The following is a 17,591-nucleotide window of genomic DNA, read 5'->3' on the forward strand; positions in this document are numbered from 1 at the left end:
CCTCTCGACTGCGAAGGAACAGACATGAAGATCGCCGGAGCCCCCATCACCTGGGGCGTATGCGAGGTCCCCGGCTGGGGATACCAGATGACCCCCGAGCGCGTGCTCACCGAGATGAAGGCCATCGGCCTGACCGCCACCGAGTTCGGCCCGCAGGGCTGGCTGCCCGAGGAGCCGGCCGCCCGTGCCGAGGCGGTGGCGGGCTACGAGCTGAAGCCGGTCGGCTCGTTCTTCCTCGCCGTCATGCACGACCCGGACCACGACCCGATCCCCGCGGTGCGCCGCGAGCTCGAGGCCTTCGCCGTCGCCGGTGGCGAGTACCTCATCCTCGCCGCCGACTCCGGCCGGGACGGCTACGACGACCGCCCGGTGCTCGACGAGCAGGGCTGGGCGACGCTGTTCGCCAACCTGACCCGGATCAGCGAGGTGTGCGCCGAGGCCGGCGTCACCGCCTGCATCCACCCCCACTGGGGCACGATGGTGCAGAACGTCGACGAGGTGCGCCGGGTGCTCGACAACTCCTCCGTGGGTCTGTGCCTGGACACCGGCCACCTCGCGGCTGGTGGTGCCGACGTGGCCGAGCTCACCCGCCAGTACGCCGACCGGGTGGCCATCGTCCACGCCAAGGACGTCCACAAGGAGATGACCGACCAGCTGCTGCCGGGCACCCTGTCGTGGTCCGACGGCGTCAAGGCGGCATGTTCGCCCCCATCGGCGAGGGCGACATCGACTTCGCCGGCATCGTGAAGACGCTCGACGCTGCCGGCTTCGACGGCTACTACGTGCTGGAGCAGGACATCATGCTGGACGGCGAGCCGCCGGCCGACGGCGGCCCGGTGGCTTCCGCCAAGGCCTCGCTGCAGGCCCTCGCGGCACTGGCCTGATCAGGCCAGCACGAGGTAGAACGCCGAGACGACGACGAAGGCGGTGACCAGGCGGGCGAACCACATATCGTCCAGCCTGGCCACCACCAGCCGGCCGACCCAGGCCCCCAGCCAGACGACCGGCACGAGGGCCAGCCCGGTGAGGACCACCGGGCGGGTCATCATGCCGAGGCTGATCATCACCGGCAGCTTGAGCACCAGGTTGACGGTGGCGAAGAACCAGGCGGTGGTGCCGAGGAAGGCCAGCTTTCCGTACCGGGCGCCGAGCAGGTAGAGGCTCATCGCTGGTCCGCCGGCGTTGGCGACCATGGTGGTGAACCCGGCCAGGCCTCCGTACAACTGTCCCTCCACCCGGCCCGGTCGGTGGTGGCGGGTGAGCAGGCCGACGACCAGCAGGACCAGCAGGATCGCGCCGATCGTCCGGCGCAGCAGATGGTCGTCGACCCGGCCGAGGAACACACCACCGGCCGCGACCCCGACCACCACGGGCAGGATGAGGCGCACCAGCAGGCGCCAGTCGGCGTCGCGCCAGTAGGTCCGGATGGCCCAGGCATCGCCGGCGAGCAGCATCACCAGCAGCAGTGCGGTGGATTCCTTCGCGGGCAGGACGAGGGCCGCGAGCACCACCGCGGCGGTGGCGGCCCCGGACAGCGCGGTCTTCGAGAACCCGCCGACGAAGGCGGTGAGCGCCAGGAGACACCAGCCCAGCGCGGTGAGGTGGAGCATCGGACAGTCCCTCGCGTCGACAATTTGTTACTACATATTGTGCAGCTTGTTCAGACATGAAGGAACGGGACCGTCGTACGGGACGGCCGTTACAGTGATCTGAACCACACCCCAGCCGCGGAGGACGATCGTGAGCCAGCACACCTACCGGATCATCGAGATGGTCGGGACCTCTCCCGACAGCGTCGAGGCCGCCATCAGCAACGCTGTCAGCGACGCCGAGGCGCGCTACGGCGGGGTCGACTGGTTCGAGGTCGTCCAGCTGCGCGGGCACGTGGTGGACGGCCAGGTCGCCCACCACCAGGTCACGGTCAAGATCGGCGCCCGCCTGCCCCAGGCATGACTCCGCCGCAGAGATGACAGCACGCGCCGCCCCACAGGAGATGCGGGACGGCGCGTACGGCTGGTGGCGGGGGATCAGGGCTCGACGGTGACCTTGATCGCCTCACCCTTGCGGACGATCTCGAAGGCGTCCAGGACCCGCTCGAGCGGCACATGCTCGGTGATCAGGTCCTTGACCGGCACCTGTCCCGAGGCGATGTACTGCAGCGCCCGCTTGTTGTGGTCGGGCGAGGAGCCGTTGGCACCGTGGATGTGCAGCTGGCGGTAGTGGACGAGGTTCGAGTCCAGGGTGATCGTCGGGTTCGTCTTCGGCAGACCACCGAAGAACGAGATCCGGCCGTTGCGGGCGGTCATCGCGACCGCCTGCTCCTGGGTGATGTTGGCCGGCGTCGCGGTGATCACCACATCGGCGCCGCGGCCGTCGGTCATCTCCAGCACCTTGGTGACGACATCCTCGGTCGAACCGTCGATGGTGGCGTCCGGGTGCACGGCCTCCGCCGACATCTTCAGGCGCTCGGCGTTGATGTCGACCAGGACGATGGTCCCGGCCTTGTGCACGCCGCGGGCGATCCGGATGTGCATGCAGCCGATCGGGCCCGCACCGAAGACGACGACGAAGTCACCCTCCTCGATGCCGACCTGCTCCTGGGCGTTGATCGCGCAGGCGAACGGCTCGGCCGCGGAGGCCTCGTCGTAGCCGACACCATCCGGGATCCGGTTCAGGCCGTCGACCTTGAGCACCTGCTCGGGGACGATCATGTACTCGGCGAAGCCACCGTCGTACTGGTAGCCGACGGAGGTCTGGTTCTGACAGACCTCCATCCAGCCCTTCTTGCACTCGTAGCACTCGCCGCACGGGACGGCCGCGATGGACTGGACCCGGTCACCGACCGTGAAACCGCCGCGTGCCTGTGCCCCGACCTCGACCACCTCGCCCGCGACCTCGTGGCCCATCGTCGTGGTCCCGGTGATGTTCGGGTGCCCGTTGTTGAAGATCTTGACGTCGGTGCCGCAGGTCGAGCAGTTCTTGACCTTGATCTTCACCTCGTTGGGTCCACAGACGGGCTCCGGTACGTCCTCCACGCGGACGTCCTTGGGGCATAGAAACGCAACGCCTTCATTCGGGTTCACTCTCCTTCTTCCGGAGCCAGGAGCTCCAGGACTTCTTCGGGACTGGATGCGGAACGGAGCTGGGCCGCGCTGGCGGGATCAGCGAGAACGCTGGCCAGGGCGCCGAGGATGCCGACGTGCTCGTCACCGTTCGAGGCGATCGGGATGGCCACGTAGACCGTGTTGCCGTCCCAGTCGACCCCCTCGGGGAACTGCAGGAAGCCCAGCCGGGTCTGCTTCACGTACGTACGGCCCTCGTTGGTGCCGTGCGGGATGGCGATGCCGTTGCCCATGAAGGTCGAGACCTGCTGCTCGCGACCGAACATGGCGTCGGTGTAGGCCGGGTCCGTCGCCCCGATCCCCACGAGGGTGTCGCCGCAGAGCCGGATCACCTCGTCCTTGGTGCGCGAGGGCAGACCGAGCCGGATGGCCTCCTTGGGCAGGATGTCGGAGGGCAGCTTCTTCTTCGAGCGACGCGGACGGGCAGCGGTGGCCGTGGCGGCTCCCGCGGCGCCCGTCGTGACGGCGGCAGCACCCGCGGCGGCGGGGGCGGGGGCGACGGCGGCCGCGTGGCCGCTCATCAGGTCCGGACCGATCGGTTCGCCGGCCTTGATGGCCTCCTCGACCCGGGCGAAGGCGGGATCACCCATGTACACCTTGAAGGGACGATGGCGGCGTTGGGCACCTGGCGACGTGCCCGGTCGGCCAGACCCTCCTGCGTGAGCACTAGTTGGGCGTCCGGGGGATCTCGTTCACCGGGGTGTGGATCACGTCGACCCCGTACGGCTTGAGCTTCTTCTTCATGGCGCTGGCGACCATCACGCTGGACCCCATGCCGGCGTCGCAGGCGATGACGACCTGGCGGACATCCTTGCCGCTGATGGTGGGGTTGGCGGCGACGGCGGCAGCCGCGGCGGCCGCGGCGGCCTCACCCTCGAGAGGCTCACCGGTCAGCTCCTCCTCGGTGAGCACGTCGGGTTCCTTCCCCTCAGCCTTCAGCAACAGGAAGGCGACCACGAAGGACACGACCGTGGCGACGCCGAAGTCGGCCAGGTTGGCGAGGTAGTTGCCGCGCGGGGTGACGGCCATCCAGGCGAGGATCGAACCGGGCGAGGCGGGGGCGACCAGGCCGGCGCCGAGCACCGTACCGGTGAAGACACCGGACATGCCGCCGAGGATGGTGGCGGCGATCAGCTTCGGCTTCATCAGCACGTAGGGGAAGAAGATCTCGTGGATGCCACCGAAGAGGTGAATGATGATGGCGCCGGGGACGGTGCCACGCACCACGCGGGGCCGGCGATCCAGAAGGCCAGCAGGAGGCCGAAGCCGGGACCGGGGTTGGACTCGACCATGAACAGGATCGAGCTGCCGGCCGCCTTGGCCTGCTCGATGCCGAGCGGGGTGAGGATGCCGTGGTTGACGGCGTTGTTGAGGAAGAGCACCTTGGCCGGCTCGACCAGGATCGAGGCCAGCGGCAACAGGTGCCGGGAGACCAGGAAGTCGACGCCACCGGCCATCCAGTTCACCAGGGCGGTGACGACCGGCTCGATCAGGTACCGGCCGAAGATCGCCAGTCCGGCACCAAGGATGCCGATCGAGAAGGTGTCGACCAGCATCTCGAAGCCGGACGGGACCCGATCCCGGACCACCTTGTCGAACTGCTTCAGCAGCCAGGCGGCCAGCGGACCCATGAACATGGCACCGAGGAACATCGGGACCGAGGATCCGACGATGACGCCCATCGTGGCGATGGCGCCGATGACGGCGCCGCGCTGGCCATGGACGGTGCGGCCGCCCGTGTAGCCGATCAGCAGCGGAAGCAGGTAGGTGATGATCGGGTCGACCATCTTGGCGAGGTCGGCGTTCGGGGTCCAGCCCGTCGGGATCACGAACGCGGTGAGCAGGCCCCAGGCGATGAACGCGCCGATGTTCGGCATGATCATGCCGGCCAGGAACCCGCCGAACTTCTGCACCGTGGCTCGGAACCCGTGACCTTCGAGGTTCTTGTTGACGCGTGCGTCGGGGAGAGCGAAAGACATCTCAACTCCGTTGGTATGGCTGCCCGCGCGAACGCGAACAGGATCGTCCTTGATCGTGGCACCAGACTCCACTGCCCGTTTGTGTTTGTCAAGATGCTCCGATCGTCTGTGCTTTAGCCGTAATGGACCGCCCGATGGAACATCGACACAATTACCTCACACAATCGGGCATCAACTGAGGTCAGCCTTGCCTTTCACGCAAGACCCGCAGGACGTGAGCCACGTAACGGCGCCGATCTGGGGCCCTGCACAGGACCGCCAGAAACGGGCATGCACCGCTCACCACCCTGACGTGCATAAGACGATTTGTGCCGATCGATAACTTTGGCTAATCTGTGGGCCGTGACCATGCTCCTCGCCCCGCACCCGCAGCACCCCGTCGCCCCCGGCGGCGCCATGTGCTGCCGTGCGATGTGGCGGCGAATGCTCACGCGCTGAGGACTGCGCGACGGACCACCCCGATCCGGCTCTGACCCGAGCTGGCATCCTTCTGACCGTACCCACACCAAGGACGACACATGACAATTCGATTCCGCGCGCTCGCCGCCACCATCGCGGCTCTGACCCTGTCGGCGGTAGGACTCTCCGGATGCACCAAGGGCCAGGAGACGCTGACGATCTCGGCCTCCGCCACGCCGCACGCCGAGATCCTCAAGTACGTGCAGGACTCCGGCCAGCTCAAGAACACCAAGGTCGAGGTCAAGACGATCTCCGGTGAGATCGACCCCAACCAGCTGCTCGAGGCCGGCGACGTCACCGCGAACTTCTTCCAGCACAAGCCCTACCTGGACGATTGGCAGCGCCAGCACAAGACGGACAACCTCGTCATCGTCGCGTCCACGCACATCGAGCCGATGGCCGTCTACTCGCGCAAGTACAAGGCGATCGCCGACATCCCGGCCGGCTCCACGATCGCGGTCCCGAAGGATCCGACCAACTACGCGCGCGCCCTCTACGAGCTGCAGGGCGCCGGTCTGCTGACGATGAAGCAGCCGGCCGACAAGGCCAACCTGTCGACCATCACTGAAGCCGACATCGCCGCCAACCAGAAGCAGCTCAAGTTCGTCGAGCTGGACCGCCCGCAGCTGCCGCGTACGCTCGACGACCCGCAGGTCGCCGCCTCGGTGATCAACTCCAACTACGCGATCGAGGCCGGCCTCAACCCGGCCAAGGACGGCCTGGCCGTGGAGTCCAGCACGAACAACCCGTACGCCAACATCCTCGTGACGACGGCCGCGAAGAAGGACGACGCGGGCATCAAGGAACTCGCCGCGGCGCTGGAGTCCAAGCAGACGGCGGACTGGATCAAGCAGAAGTACGGTGACTCCATCGTCCCCGTCCATGAGAGTGCCAAGTGATCGAGATCGACCAGCTCGCCAAGACGTACACCACGCGACAGCATGGTGACGTCAAGGCGCTGACCGGCGTGACGCTGAATGTGCCCGACGGTGCCATCCAAGGCATCGTCGGGCCTTCGGGCGCCGGCAAGTCAACACTGCTCCGCTGTCTGAACCTGCTGGAGCAACCCACCGGTGGTCGGATCGTCCTCAACGGGGACGACCTGACCACTTTGTCGTCCGCCGATCTGCGGGCGGCCCGGCGGCGGATCGGGACGGTCTTCCAGCACTTCGAGTTGTTGCACTCCCGTACGGTCGCCGACAACATCGGCCTGCCGCTGGAGCTGGCCAAGGCCTCCGACCAGGAGCGCCGGGACCGGATCGCCGAGCTCGTCGAGCTCGTCGGCCTGCAGGGCCGGGAACGCTCGTACCCCTCCCAGTTGTCCGGAGGGCAGCAGCAGCGCGTCGGCATCGCCCGCGCGCTCGCCGCACGCCCGGACGTCCTGCTCTGCGACGAACCGACCAGCGCCCTCGACCCGGCCACCACCAGCCAGATCCTCGACCTGCTGGTCCGGGTCAATCGGTCCCTCGGCGTGACCATCGTCCTCATCACGCATGAACTGGCGGTCGTCCGGCGGATCTGCACCCATGCCGCGCTGCTGGACCATGGCCGTATCACCGAGTCCGGCCCGGTCGTCGACCTGGTCACGGACGCCGGGTCCGCCCTGGGCCAACTGGTCGCCCCGATCCCGTCCGGAGTGGCGGGCCGCCCCGGAGCCGCCCTGATCACCGCCCTGGACGACGACGCGGACCGGCCCTGGCTCAGCGAGCTCGCCCGTACGCACGACCTCGACATCTCCGTCGTGGCCGGCGGGGTCGAGCGAATCGCCGGCCGGCGCGTCGGCAAGGTGGTGCTGCAGTTCGCACCCGACGTGGACCGGGCGATCGTCGAGGACTACCTCCGCCGGCACGAGCAGGTGCAGCTGACCTGGCTCGACCGACTGCCCGCCCCCGCGGCCCCGCTCGAGGAGGAGCTCGCATGACTGACAAGGTCACCTGGGTCCAGGCCCTGCCGGAGCTCTGGACGGCGCTGTTGGAGACCGTCTACATGGTCAGCGTCTCGTTCGTCATCGCCTTCGTGGCCGGCGTCGTGCTGGGCGTCCTGCTGCACGTCACCGAGCGCCGCGGGCTGCGGCCGAACGGCACCGTCAACCAGGTGCTCGGCACCGTCGTCAACATCGTCCGGTCGATGCCGTTCATCGTGCTGCTGATCCTGCTGCTCGGCCTGACCCGGCTCATCGTCGGCACCGCGATTGGCCCGACGGCCGCGATCGTGCCGCTGAGCATCGCCGGCATCCCGTTCTTCGCCCGGGTGGTGGAGAACGCGCTGGCCGAGGTCCCCCGCGGCCGGATCGAGGCCGCGGCGGCGATGGGTGCCTCGGACATGCAGATCATCCGCAAGGTGCTGCTGCCGGAGGCGGCCAGCGGTGTCATCGCCGGATCCACGCTCACCTTGGTGATGCTGGTCGGCTCTTCCGCCATGGCCGGTGTCATCGGTGGCGGAGGTCTGGGTGACCTCGCGCTCGTCTACGGTTACCAACGCTTCAACAACCAGGTCCTGATCGCCTGCGTCGTGGTATTGATCATCCTGGTGCAGGGTATCCAGATGATCGGGGACGGCTGGCTGCGGGCACGGGCCCACAAGCGCTGAGCCCCGGCCGCGCGAGGAGGGGCGGGCGATGACGGAGCGTACGGACGGGGCGACCATCCGCGACGTGGCCGAGAAGGCCGGCGTCTCGAAGTCGCTGGTCTCCTTGGTGCTGCGCGGCGACCCGCATGTCAGCGACGAGCGCCGTCGGGCGGTGTACCGGGCGATGGCCGATCTGGGCTATCGGCCCAACCACGCGGCCCGGGCGCTGTCCAGCTCCCGCTCCGGGATCGTCGGGGTGCTGCTGAACGACCTGCGCAATCCGTGGTTCGCCGAACTGCTCGACGGCCTCACCACGACACTCCACGCGGCGGGCCTCACCCCGGTGCTCTCCGAGAGCGTGACCGTACGACGCGCCGGGGGCGATGCCGTACAGTCCCTCACCGGACTCGGCGTCGACGGGCTCGTCGTGGTGGGCGCCACGCCGGATGCGGCCGCCCTCACGGAGGCCAGCGCACTCTTCCCGGTCGTCCTGGCCGGTGCCCGCCAGCCACGGCTGCCCGGCGGAGACGTGGCCGTCGACGACGACCTGACGGGCGCCAGGATGGCCACCGAGCATCTCATCGGGCTGGGACATCGCCGGATCGCGCACCTGCGGGGACCGGGCGAGGAGGGGGCGCTGCGGCTCCAGGGCTATCGTCGAGCGATGCTCGCCGCCGGCCTGGACCCGGACCGCTACGCCGAGGCGGGCGGGATGAGCGAGGACAGCGGCTACGCGTCCACCCGCCGATTACTGACCCGCGAGGACGCGCCGACGGCGATCTTCGCCTTCAATGACATCTCCGCCGTGGGCGCGCTCTCCGCCGCGGCCGACGCCGGCATCAACGTGCCGGACGGCCTGTCACTGGTGGGCTACGACGACACGTACCTCGCCCGTATCCGCCACATCTCCCTCAGCTCGGTCGACAACGGCAACTACGCGGTCGGCGTGCAGGCCGGCCGGCTGCTGATCGCCCGACTGGACGATCCGTCCCGCGACGCGCGGGTGGTCGAGGTCGCCACCACCCTGCACGTACGCGGATCCACCGCGCCACCACGTCGCGCCCCCTTGCCGTGATGCACCTCACTGAGGCCGGGCGAAGTGCCACCGACGTCGCCCGCCGCCGGGACGGATACTCGTAGCAAGAAGGACCGACGTTCCCCGGAGGGTCGCGAGATGTCCCCAGTCCACTCCGCCACTCACGTGTCTCGCAGCACTCCCGAGATGCACCTCGGCATCTGGAGCATCGTCCTCGGCGTGCTCGGCTTCGCGGCCGTCGGCTGGGGCTGGTACCTGACGTACACCACAGCCGATCCGCCCGAGTGGTCGCGCATCGCCGGGCTGGCGTTCCTGCCGATCGGGCTCTTCGGCGCGCTCGGCACCGGGATCGCGGCGCTGCGGCTTCCCCGGACGCGCGTGGCCGGGTTCGTCGGCCTGGCGCTGGCCGGCCTGACCGTCCTCAGCTTCGTCCTGCTGATGAACTCCGTGCCCTACTGACTCTCGGACTCCTGGAGCAGCTCCGCCTCACTCGCGACGATCTCGCGGACCTTCTCGATGTCTCCGCAGCCCTCGTCCAGCAACTGGTTGCGACGGGCCGCCCACGACTGTCCCAGGTCCCGGCGGGTCGCGTCGGGCACGTCGTTCCGGGCACCGTTGAGGATGGTCTGCTCCTCCTCGCCGATGTGGTGGTTGAGGGCGGTGGCCAGTTCCTCGACCGCGTCGTCGAACTTCTGGGTGCTCGTCCCCTTGCACTCCAGCAGGGCCAGGAGCGCCGCGTTGCCCTTGGCGTGTTCCTTCTTCCCGTGGTGCTCCTCCTGCCCGCTGATGGCGTCCTTGCGCGCGAGCTTGGGGTAGACCTCGGACTCCTCCGCTTCACCGTGCGCGATCAGGGCGTGCGACAGCGCCTCGCGCGCGGCGCCGCGGTCTGCCGAGGCGTCCCTGAGGGCGCGCAGCAGGGACTCGAAGAAGCGGTGATCGTTGATGATCAGTTCCACGACGTCGCCCACGACGGGGCGGGGAATCTCGATGGTCGTCATGCCGCTCCTCTTCCCCAGCGAGCGGACCTTCAAACATCCCCTGCGGCCCTACAGGGCCCACAGGCCGCGATCGCCCCCGCCGCCGAAGGCGTCCCGACGGGAGGTGCGGGCCCGGGAGCCGAGGTAACTTCCCACCACGGCGGCACCGAGGTCGTCCACGTCGGCCGCCACGGCGCGCCCGTCCGCGCGGCGCGCCATCGAGTCGACGAAGCGGGCCAGCCCGGGATCGTCACCGAGCCGGAAGAACGTCGTCTGGGCGCCCAGCCGTCGGGAGGCGTCGAGCTCCTGGACCGTACGGGCGATCGTCAGCGGATGCGGCGGGTAGTCGAACCAGACCTCCCCGTCCGCCTCGAGGTGGGAGGTGGGCTCGCCGTCGGTGACGATGAGCAGGACCGGCTGGGCGTCGGGATGCTTGCGGAAGAAGCGGTTCGCCAGCAGCAGGGCGTGGTGGAGGTTGGTGCCTTTCTCCCACTGACTGTCCAGGCCGATGAGCTCCTCGATGTCCATCACCTTCGCCACCCGGCCGAAGCCGATCACCTGCAGTTCGTCCCCCCGGAAGCGGCTGCGCAGCAGGTGGTGCAGCGCCAGCGCCGTCCGCTTCATCGGCACCCAGCGGCCGTCCAGCGCCATCGAGAAGCTGGTGTCGACGAGCAGGGCGACGGCCGCCCGGGTGCGCGCTTCGGTCTCGGTCACCTCGACGTCGTCGAGGATGACGCGCACGCCCCCGGCGGCCGAGCCACCGGCGGCGATCGTGCGTAGCACGGCGTTGGTGACCGTCCGCGTCGCCGCCCAGGGTTCGGTGTCGCCGAACTCCCAGGTCCGCGAGGCACCGGTCGACTCGCCGAGCTGACCGGCGCGGCGTGCATCGCGCTGCCCGGAGCGGGCCGCCAGCCGGGTCGCGACGTCGCGCAGCAGATGCCGGCCGAGTTGACGCATCGCCTTGGGGCTGAGCCGCAAGTCCCCTCCGGAGCGCGCTTGAGGTAGCCGGAGTCGCGCAGGGCCCGCTCCAGCTCGGCGAGGGCACGGGCGTCGACGGCGGCCTCGGCGCCCAACTGCCGGGCCAGCGCGTCCAGGTCCACGTCGTCGACCTGGGAGCCCTCCCGCGACTGGGCCAACTGCTCGGCGAGATTGTCCAGGTCCGCGAGGTCCTGGAGCACTCCGGTGCCGTCCCCCAGCCCCAGGCCCTCCTCGCCCTGGAACCGCTGGGAACCGGCCCAGTCCTCCCCCGGGCGCAGCGAGCGCAGGTTGGCATCCATCCGGGCCAGCTGATCCATCAGCTCCGGGGATCCGAAAGCCTGCTGGGACAGCTGCATCAGCTCCGCCCGCTGCTCCGAGCTCATCGAGTTGAGCATCCGCTGGGCCGCCGCGCTGCGCTGGGCCAGCGAGTCCAGCAGTTCGTCGATGTCCTTCGGCTGCTCGGGGAAGTACTGGCCGTGCTTGGCCATGAAGTCCTCGAAGTCCTGCGCGGTGTCCTCCCCGCGCCGGTGCTTCTCGAGCAACTCGTTGAGGTCGCGGAGCATCTCACCGATCTGCTCGCGGTCCTGCTCGGTGGCGTTCTCCAGTGCCTGCTTCATCCCGGCGAAGCGCTGGTCGAGCAGCTCGCGGCCCAGCAGGTCCTTGATCTGGTCGTACGCTTCCCGAGCCTCGCTGCTCTGCCAGTCGTACGAGGACAGTTCCTCGACGGCGGCGGGGGTCGACTCGGGCAGGTCGTCCATCCTCAGCTGACGGAACGCCCGGTCGCCCTCGTCCATCATGGCGTCGCGGGCGAGCTGCTTGCGCTCCGCGAGCACCGCCTTGTCGAGGAGCTGGCGGACCTGTTGCAGGGTGCCGTCGAGGGAATGCCGGTCGAGGAGTTCGCGGCGGCGCTGGGCGACCCGGCGGGCCAGGTCGTCGAGCCCCCTGCGCTCCTGCCCGTCGGGCCTCTTGCCACCACGCCGGAGGAACTCCCGCATGGCGCGCTCGGGGGACCAGCCGGCCATCACGTCGTGGCCGATGGAGTCGAGGGCCTCGGCCAGGTCGACCGGTGGCGCGAGGGGGTCGCCGCCGGCATAGCGGGTGTATCTCATCGGCTCATCCCGTCGTGGCTCATCCCGTCGTGGCTCATCCGTAGAGGGTCTCGCCGCCGCCGGACTCCTTGCCGATCCGGCGGGCGAGGTAGAGGCCCTCAAGGGCGAGTTCGATCCCGCTGGCGGCCTCGCCCGGGGAGTGCGCGCCGAGCCGGCCGGAGATCTCGTCGTACAGCGGGGACTCCCCCAGCGCAGGCAGCCCGGCCAGGAACTCCGCCGCGGTTACCCGTACGCCGGTGGCGACCGTACGACCCTGCTCGAGCGCGGCGACGAGCAGACCGAGGTCCACCCCGCGCAGCCGCTCACGGACACAGGCCGCGACAGCGGTCCGCAGCAGGTGGGTGAGGATCTCGGTCTCGCGTCCCTCCTCCCCGGTCTCGAACTCGATCTTGCCCCGCAGCACGTCGACCACCGTGTCGAGGTCGACGACCCGGGCGACCGGGTCGGACTCGCCGCGGACTGTCGCCCGGTGCAGCGCGGAGGCGGCGACCGTCTCCGCGCCCGCGATGGCGAAGCGTGCACTGACGCCGGACCGTTGGTCGACGGCCGCGGACTCACGGAGGGCCCGGGTGAAGCGGGCGACGATCTCCAGCACCGGCTCGGGTACCTCGGCGACCAAGTGGGCTTCCTGGCGGATGACGGCGATCTCGTCGTCGAGGGTGGTCGGGTAGTGGGTACGGATCTCGGCGCCGAAGCGGTCCTTGAGCGGGGTGATGATCCGGCCGCGATTGGTGTAGTCCTCCGGGTTGGCCGAGGCGACCAGCAGCACGTCGAGCGGCAGCCGCAGCACGTAGCCGCGGATCTGGATGTCGCGCTCCTCCATCACGTTGAGCAGGGCGACCTGGATGCGTTCGGCCAGGTCGGGCAGCTCGTTGATCGCGACGATGCCGCGGTGGCTACGCGGGACGAGGCCGAAGTGGATCGTCTCCGGATCGCCCAGATGGCGGCCCTCGGCGACCTTCATCGGGTCGACGTCACCGATCAGGTCGGCCACGCTGGTGTCGGGAGTGGCCAGCTTCTCCGCATAGCGTTCGCTGCGGTGCCGCCACTCGATCGGCAGGTCGTCGCCGAGTTCCGCGGCGCGCCGCCGCCAGAGCGGACTGATCGGTTCGTACGGGTGCTCACCCAGCTCCGATCCGGCGATCGCCGGCGACCATTCGTCGAGCAGGCCGACGAGCGTACGCAGCAGGCGGGACTTGCCCTGGCCGCGCTCGCCCAGCAGGACGACGTCGTGGCCGGCGATGAGAGCGCGCTCGAGCTGCGGGATCACCGTGTCACGGAAGCCGTGCAGTCCCGGCCACGGGTCCTCGCCCCGCCGGAGCATCTCGAGCAGGTTGTCGCGGATCTCCTCCCGGACGCCACGCAGGCGGTGCCCGGAGGCGCGGAGTTCGCCCAGCGTACGGGGGGACGGGGCGGAGGATGAGGTGCCGGTCACATCGCCCACGCTAACCCCGTGGTCCCCGGGAAAAAAGACCTGGCTCGTGACGGTCGCGCTACTGCTGCTCGTCGATCCGCTGGAGGAGATCCTTGAACGCGTCGCGGATGTCGTCGTGGTCGTACTGTCCCGCGCGGCTCTCCCCGGAGATCACCGCGCAGCGGTGCACCTTGCGGAGGTCGCTGAAGGGGAACTTGTAGTACTCCTTGCTCTCGTCGGAGGGGGCGTCGTCGTCGGTACCGAGGAACCACTTCGCGTACTCCAGCTTGCCCTCCTTCTCGAGGAAGCGGCTGAGCTCCTGGGTCGACGGCGCGTCCTCGCTCCAGTCGTCGCGCTGGTCCGCGACGAACTTCCCGTCCCGGATCAACGCCTTGGCGTGGTCGTACGCCCGCTTGTTGAGCTTCACGGTCATGGTCGACTCCTCTCGGGATCGCGATACTTCCACCGTACCCAGCAGACACCCGGCCACCGACAGTCGTACGTGTGATCGGTTGATGTCTGTGGGGTGCCCTAGCGTTGGTTTCATGCAAGGAGAACTGTTCGACGGGCCCGATCCGGGCCCGGAGCGTACGGGCCCGGAGTTGGACACCGGCCCGGTCGACGCGGCCGATCCGACGATGCTGGACGTGGTCACCCCGCTCGCGTTGAGCCCGCAACGGCTGCTGCCCGCCACCATCGACGAGGCGATGGAGGAGATCGACGCCCTACGCACCCTGCAGGCCACCGTGGAAGCCCGCCAGTTCGCGATCACCGCCCACCTCACCGCCCTCGCCCCCACCCCTGCGCCCGAGCAGGCCCTGCTGCCCGGCGGGGAGGGCGTGGTCGACCTCGGCGGGGACGGCTGCCCCCCGGTCGCGGAGTTCGCCGTCCTGGAGATCGCCGCCCTGCTCCACACCACCCACCAGGCCACCCGCGGCCAGATCGCCGACGCCCTCTCCGTGCGCTGGCGCCACCCCCGCCTGTGGCAAGCCGTGATGAACGCCCACCTACCCGTATGGCAGGCCCGCAAGATCGCCCAAGCCGTCCGCTGGGCCGGCCTCGACCGGGCCCAGGCCCTCCGCGTCGACAAAGCCATCGCCCCCGCGCTCGGCGCCCTGTCCTGGACCCGCCTCGAGCAGCTCGTCGAGGGCGAGATCGTCGCCGCCGACCCCGCCCGGGCCGCCCAGGCCGAAGAACGCGCCCGCACCGGCCGCTACGCCCACGTCCACCGCGACGAAACCGGCACCGCCGGCGTCCGCACCGTCCTCGCCCGGATCGCGACCCCCGACGCGACCCAACTCGACGCGACCCTCACCCGCCTCGCCACCCGCCTCGCCACCACCGACGGGAAGGACGAGAGCCTGGACGAGCGCCGCGCCCGCGCCCTGGGCATCCTCGCCACCCCCGAACGCGCCGCCGCCCTCCTCGCCGGCGACACCACCACCGCCGACCGACTCAAAGCCCCCGTCCGCCTCTACGTCCACGTCAACGCCGACCGCCTCGGCCCCGACGGCGTCGCCCGCCTCGAAGGCGAAGGCGCCGTCCCCGTCCAGAGCCTGCGGGCGTTGCTGTCCGACTCGACCGTGCGGGTCACCGGCGTGATCGACCACCGCACCTCCGAGCCCGTCGACGCCTACGAGATCCCCGAACGCATGCGCGAACAAGTCATCCTCGCCAACCCCTACGAAATCTTCCCCTGGGGATCACGCCGGGCCCGCCACACCGACCTCGACCACACCACCCCCCACAGCCACGGCGGAGAAACCAGCCCCGCCAACCTCGGCCCGCTGGGCCGCACCGCCCACCGGGCGAAAACCCACGCCGGCTGGCGCTGCCACCAAACCCGCCCGGCCACTGGCTCTGGCGCACCCCCTACGGACGCACCTACCACGTCGACAACTGGGGCACCCACACCCCGACAACCCCACCACCGACCAGCACTCCACCACCGAACTCGACGCCCTCCTCCACCTCACCCACCCCCAACCACCAGCCCCACAGCCACCCGAGCCCAGGCGACACCGACCGAACCGCCGCAAGAGGCGACGCTGCGGTGCCCGCCGCCCGGGTCGGCGAGCGCGGACCAGGACCCGGACGCGAGCCCGGATGGCCCGGCGGCGCTGATCGGGTGTGTCAGATAAACGGTGTGTGGGGCCGGGCGTTTTCAGTGAGTGGTTCTCTCGAACCGGCCTGCGAAGGTGATCGCGAACGCGTTCAGCGCGGGCTTCCACCTGATTACCCAGCGTGCCTTTCCTCCGCCGGTGGGGTCAAGTGATCGGGTGACGAGATACAGACACTTCAGGGCGGCCGCCTCGTTGGGGAAGTGGCCCCTGGCGCGGACCGCCCGCCGGTAGCGGGCGTTGATCGACTCGATCGCATTCGTCGTGCAGATCACCCGCCGGATCTCCACGTCGTACTCCAGGAAGGGCACGAACTCGGCCCACGCGCTCTCCCACAGCTTGATGATCGCCGGGTACCGGTCACCCCACTCGGCCGCGAAGTCGGCGAAGCGGTCCTTCGCGGCCTGCTCCGACGGGCGGTGTAAACGGGCTTGAGGGCCTTCACGATCCCGTCGCGGTGCTGGCGGCCGGCGTAGCGGAAGCTGTTGCGGATCAGGTGCACGATGCACTGCTGGACGACCGTGTGCTCCCAGGCCGTGGTGATCGCCTCCGGTAGGCCCTTCAACCCGTCACAGACCGCGATGAGCACATCCTGGATGCCGCGGTTCTTCAGCTCCGAGAAGACCTGGAGCCAGAACCTGGCGCCCTCGGCCCCGTCACCGGCCCAGATCCCCAAGATCTCGCGTTCCCCGGACACGGTGACGCCCATGACGACATAGAACGGGGTGTTGCGGACCTGTCCGTCGCGGACCTTGACCACGATCGCATCGACGAAGATCACCGGGTAGAGCGGATCGAGCGGGCGCGACGACCACTCGGCCAGTTCGCCCGCGACCTTCTCGCTGATCCTGGAGATCGTGTCCTTGGAGACCCTGGCGCCGTAGACCTCCTCGAAATGCGCCGCGATCTCCCCGGTCGTCAGCCCCCGCGCGGACAGCGACAACACGATCTGGTCGATCCCGTCCAGGCGTCGCTTCCGCTTGGGGACGATCACCGGCTCGAAGGAGCCGTCGCGGTCGCGGGGAACCTCGATTTGGACCGGGCCGATCTCGGTCAACACGGTCTTCGACCGGGTCCCGTTACGCACGTTGGCCCCGAGCGGGGTCTGTCCGTGTTCGTGGCCGAGATGCTCGGTCAGTTCAGCCTCCAGAGCCGTCTCCAGCACCTGCTTCGTCAGCCCGGACAGGAGGCCTCCTGGCCCGACCAGGCTGATGCCCTGCTCCTTGGCCTGGGCGAGCAGCAGCTCGGCCAGGCCCTTCTGATCGATGATCTCCCCGGTCACGGGATCGATCATCACCTCCGGTGTTGCTCCGGTCGTGTCCGACACGGCCATCTCCTCTCGGATCAGACCGGTCCCCTACACACCGTTAATCTGACAGTCTCCGCTGATCAGCCGAAGACGCGGTAGACCGCGGCGATGTCCTCCTCAGCCCCGCCCTGCTCATCGGCCTTCGCGTAGAGGGCTCGCACGGCGTCGAGGATGGGGAAGGCGCCGGCGTCACCGGTGGCGCTCTGCGCCAGTTCGAGGTCCTTGAGCAGGCCGCGGACCTGGAAACTGGCCGGCTGGTAGGTGTCGGCGAGCATGAGGTCGCCCTTGAGGTGGGCGTAGACGCTGTCGGTCTGGCCGCCAGCGATCGCCTCGAGGAAGAGCTTCTCGTCCAGGCCGAGGCTGCGCATCATGGCGAGGGCCTGTCCGGTGCCCGCGGTGACAAGACCGATCCAGGTGTTGCAGACGAGTTTGAGGCGGGTGCCGTCACCAACGGAGGTGCCCACCGTGAGGCGCTTCTTGCTGACCACGTCGAGCAACGGGTCCACGGCTGCGAGGCGGT

At 69.3% G+C, this 17,591-nt stretch carries 14 protein-coding genes and 4 pseudogenes; 8 read left to right on the forward strand and 10 right to left on the reverse strand.

Annotated elements, in window-relative coordinates; genetic code table 11:
* The first annotated feature begins 24 nt into the window (after window positions 1–24).
* A pseudogene (locus tag Rai3103_RS04145) lies at window positions 25–884 on the forward strand (sugar phosphate isomerase/epimerase family protein).
* Here Rai3103_RS04145 and Rai3103_RS04150 read toward each other — a convergent pair.
* A complete protein-coding gene (locus tag Rai3103_RS04150; RefSeq protein WP_153571520.1) occupies window positions 885–1,610 on the reverse strand; it encodes a sulfite exporter TauE/SafE family protein in 726 nt (241 codons plus the stop codon).
* Window positions 1,611–1,740: 130 nt separating this feature from the next.
* On the opposite strand from Rai3103_RS04150, the gene Rai3103_RS04155 reads away from it, so the two are divergent.
* A complete protein-coding gene (locus Rai3103_RS04155) occupies window positions 1,741–1,953 on the forward strand; it encodes a dodecin (protein WP_153571521.1) in 213 nt (70 codons plus the stop codon).
* Window positions 1,954–2,027: 74 nt separating this feature from the next.
* Here the strand turns inward: Rai3103_RS04155 and Rai3103_RS04160 are convergent.
* Together Rai3103_RS04160 and mtlA are read right to left on the reverse strand one after the other, a co-directional pair.
* Window positions 2,028–3,073 (reverse strand): annotated as a pseudogene (locus Rai3103_RS04160) (zinc-dependent dehydrogenase).
* A gap of 6 nt (window positions 3,074–3,079) precedes the next feature.
* A pseudogene (mtlA, locus tag Rai3103_RS18680) lies at window positions 3,080–5,101 on the reverse strand (mannitol-specific PTS transporter subunit IIC).
* A 518-nt stretch (window positions 5,102–5,619) separates the two neighbouring features.
* Here mtlA and Rai3103_RS04170 point away from each other — a divergent pair.
* From Rai3103_RS04170 to Rai3103_RS04190, 5 genes are all read left to right on the forward strand, one after another.
* Entirely contained in the window at window positions 5,620–6,459 is an 840-nt protein-coding gene (locus tag Rai3103_RS04170; RefSeq protein WP_153571522.1) for a MetQ/NlpA family ABC transporter substrate-binding protein, read from the forward strand.
* Window positions 6,456–7,481 (forward strand): methionine ABC transporter ATP-binding protein, encoded by a 1,026-nt coding sequence (locus tag Rai3103_RS04175; protein WP_153571523.1) that lies wholly within the window; start codon window positions 6,456–6,458, stop codon window positions 7,479–7,481. The genes Rai3103_RS04170 and Rai3103_RS04175 overlap by 4 nt, the downstream gene beginning before the upstream one ends.
* Complete coding sequence (locus Rai3103_RS04180; RefSeq protein ID WP_153571524.1) at window positions 7,478–8,149, forward strand: methionine ABC transporter permease; 672 nt, start codon at window positions 7,478–7,480, stop codon at window positions 8,147–8,149. The genes Rai3103_RS04175 and Rai3103_RS04180 overlap by 4 nt, the downstream gene beginning before the upstream one ends.
* A 28-nt stretch (window positions 8,150–8,177) precedes the next feature.
* Window positions 8,178–9,203: a LacI family DNA-binding transcriptional regulator gene (locus tag Rai3103_RS04185; protein WP_153571525.1), complete on the forward strand. Its 1,026-nt coding sequence runs from the start codon at window positions 8,178–8,180 to the stop codon at window positions 9,201–9,203.
* 99 nt (window positions 9,204–9,302) lie between these two features.
* On the forward strand, window positions 9,303–9,623 hold the full coding sequence (locus Rai3103_RS04190; RefSeq protein ID WP_153571526.1) for a hypothetical protein: 321 nt from the start codon (window positions 9,303–9,305) through the stop codon (window positions 9,621–9,623).
* On the opposite strand, the gene Rai3103_RS04195 is transcribed toward Rai3103_RS04190, so the two are convergent.
* Genes Rai3103_RS04195 through Rai3103_RS04210 form a run of 5 tightly spaced genes read right to left on the reverse strand, consistent with a single transcriptional unit; the run spans window position 9,617 to window position 14,075 of the window.
* Window positions 9,617–10,162 (reverse strand): hemerythrin domain-containing protein, encoded by a 546-nt coding sequence (locus tag Rai3103_RS04195; protein WP_153571527.1) that lies wholly within the window; start codon window positions 10,160–10,162, stop codon window positions 9,617–9,619. The genes Rai3103_RS04190 and Rai3103_RS04195 overlap by 7 nt on opposite strands.
* Before the next feature lie 48 nt (window positions 10,163–10,210).
* Entirely contained in the window at window positions 10,211–10,924 is a 714-nt protein-coding gene (locus Rai3103_RS18685) for a vWA domain-containing protein (protein ID WP_338420062.1), read from the reverse strand.
* Window positions 10,852–12,228 carry a hypothetical protein gene (locus Rai3103_RS04200; RefSeq protein WP_338420063.1) on the reverse strand — a complete coding sequence of 459 codons (1,377 nt, stop codon included), beginning with the start codon at window positions 12,226–12,228 and terminating at the stop codon, window positions 10,852–10,854. Before Rai3103_RS04200 ends, Rai3103_RS18685 begins: the two co-directional genes overlap by 73 nt.
* 34 nt (window positions 12,229–12,262) lie before the next feature.
* Window positions 12,263–13,663: a sigma 54-interacting transcriptional regulator gene (locus Rai3103_RS04205; protein WP_153571528.1), complete on the reverse strand. Its 1,401-nt coding sequence runs from the start codon at window positions 13,661–13,663 to the stop codon at window positions 12,263–12,265.
* A gap of 58 nt (window positions 13,664–13,721) precedes the next feature.
* On the reverse strand, window positions 13,722–14,075 hold the full coding sequence (locus tag Rai3103_RS04210; RefSeq protein ID WP_153571529.1) for a hypothetical protein: 354 nt from the start codon (window positions 14,073–14,075) through the stop codon (window positions 13,722–13,724).
* Window positions 14,076–14,187: 112 nt separating this feature from the next.
* Here Rai3103_RS04210 and Rai3103_RS18350 point away from each other — a divergent pair, with 112 nt between their 5' ends.
* Window positions 14,188–15,783 (forward strand): HNH endonuclease signature motif containing protein, encoded by a 1,596-nt coding sequence (locus Rai3103_RS18350; protein ID WP_153571530.1) that lies wholly within the window; start codon window positions 14,188–14,190, stop codon window positions 15,781–15,783.
* Window positions 15,784–15,806: 23 nt separating this feature from the next.
* Here Rai3103_RS18350 and Rai3103_RS04220 read toward each other — a convergent pair.
* Window positions 15,807–17,056 (reverse strand): annotated as a pseudogene (locus tag Rai3103_RS04220) (IS256 family transposase).
* A 95-nt stretch (window positions 17,057–17,151) separates the two neighbouring features.
* Window positions 17,152–17,577 carry an NAD-binding protein gene (locus tag Rai3103_RS17440; RefSeq protein WP_239022429.1) on the reverse strand — a complete coding sequence of 142 codons (426 nt, stop codon included), beginning with the start codon at window positions 17,575–17,577 and terminating at the stop codon, window positions 17,152–17,154.
* Window positions 17,578–17,591: the final 14 nt, after the last annotated feature.

The organism is Raineyella fluvialis (assembly GCF_009646095.1).
In the GTDB taxonomy this organism is placed as follows: domain Bacteria; phylum Actinomycetota; class Actinomycetes; order Propionibacteriales; family Propionibacteriaceae; genus Raineyella; species Raineyella fluvialis.

Excerpts from the sequence above, each read along its gene's own strand:
- Rai3103_RS18350 (WP_153571530.1), top strand. The coding sequence starts at position 14,188 with ATGCAAGGAGAACTGTTCGACGGGCCCGATCCGGGCCCGGAGCGTACG.
- Rai3103_RS04190 (WP_153571526.1), top strand. The coding sequence starts at position 9,303 with ATGTCCCCAGTCCACTCCGCCACTCACGTGTCTCGCAGCACTCCCGAG.
- Rai3103_RS04170 (WP_153571522.1), top strand. The coding sequence starts at position 5,620 with ATGACAATTCGATTCCGCGCGCTCGCCGCCACCATCGCGGCTCTGACC.
- Rai3103_RS04180 (WP_153571524.1), top strand. The coding sequence starts at position 7,478 with ATGACTGACAAGGTCACCTGGGTCCAGGCCCTGCCGGAGCTCTGGACG.
- Rai3103_RS04150 (WP_153571520.1), bottom strand. The coding sequence starts at position 1,610 with ATGCTCCACCTCACCGCGCTGGGCTGGTGTCTCCTGGCGCTCACCGCC.
- Rai3103_RS04185 (WP_153571525.1), top strand. The coding sequence starts at position 8,178 with ATGACGGAGCGTACGGACGGGGCGACCATCCGCGACGTGGCCGAGAAG.
- Rai3103_RS04200 (WP_338420063.1), bottom strand. The coding sequence starts at position 12,228 with ATGAGATACACCCGCTATGCCGGCGGCGACCCCCTCGCGCCACCGGTC.
- Rai3103_RS04210 (WP_153571529.1), bottom strand. The coding sequence starts at position 14,075 with ATGACCGTGAAGCTCAACAAGCGGGCGTACGACCACGCCAAGGCGTTG.
- Rai3103_RS04195 (WP_153571527.1), bottom strand. The coding sequence starts at position 10,162 with ATGACGACCATCGAGATTCCCCGCCCCGTCGTGGGCGACGTCGTGGAA.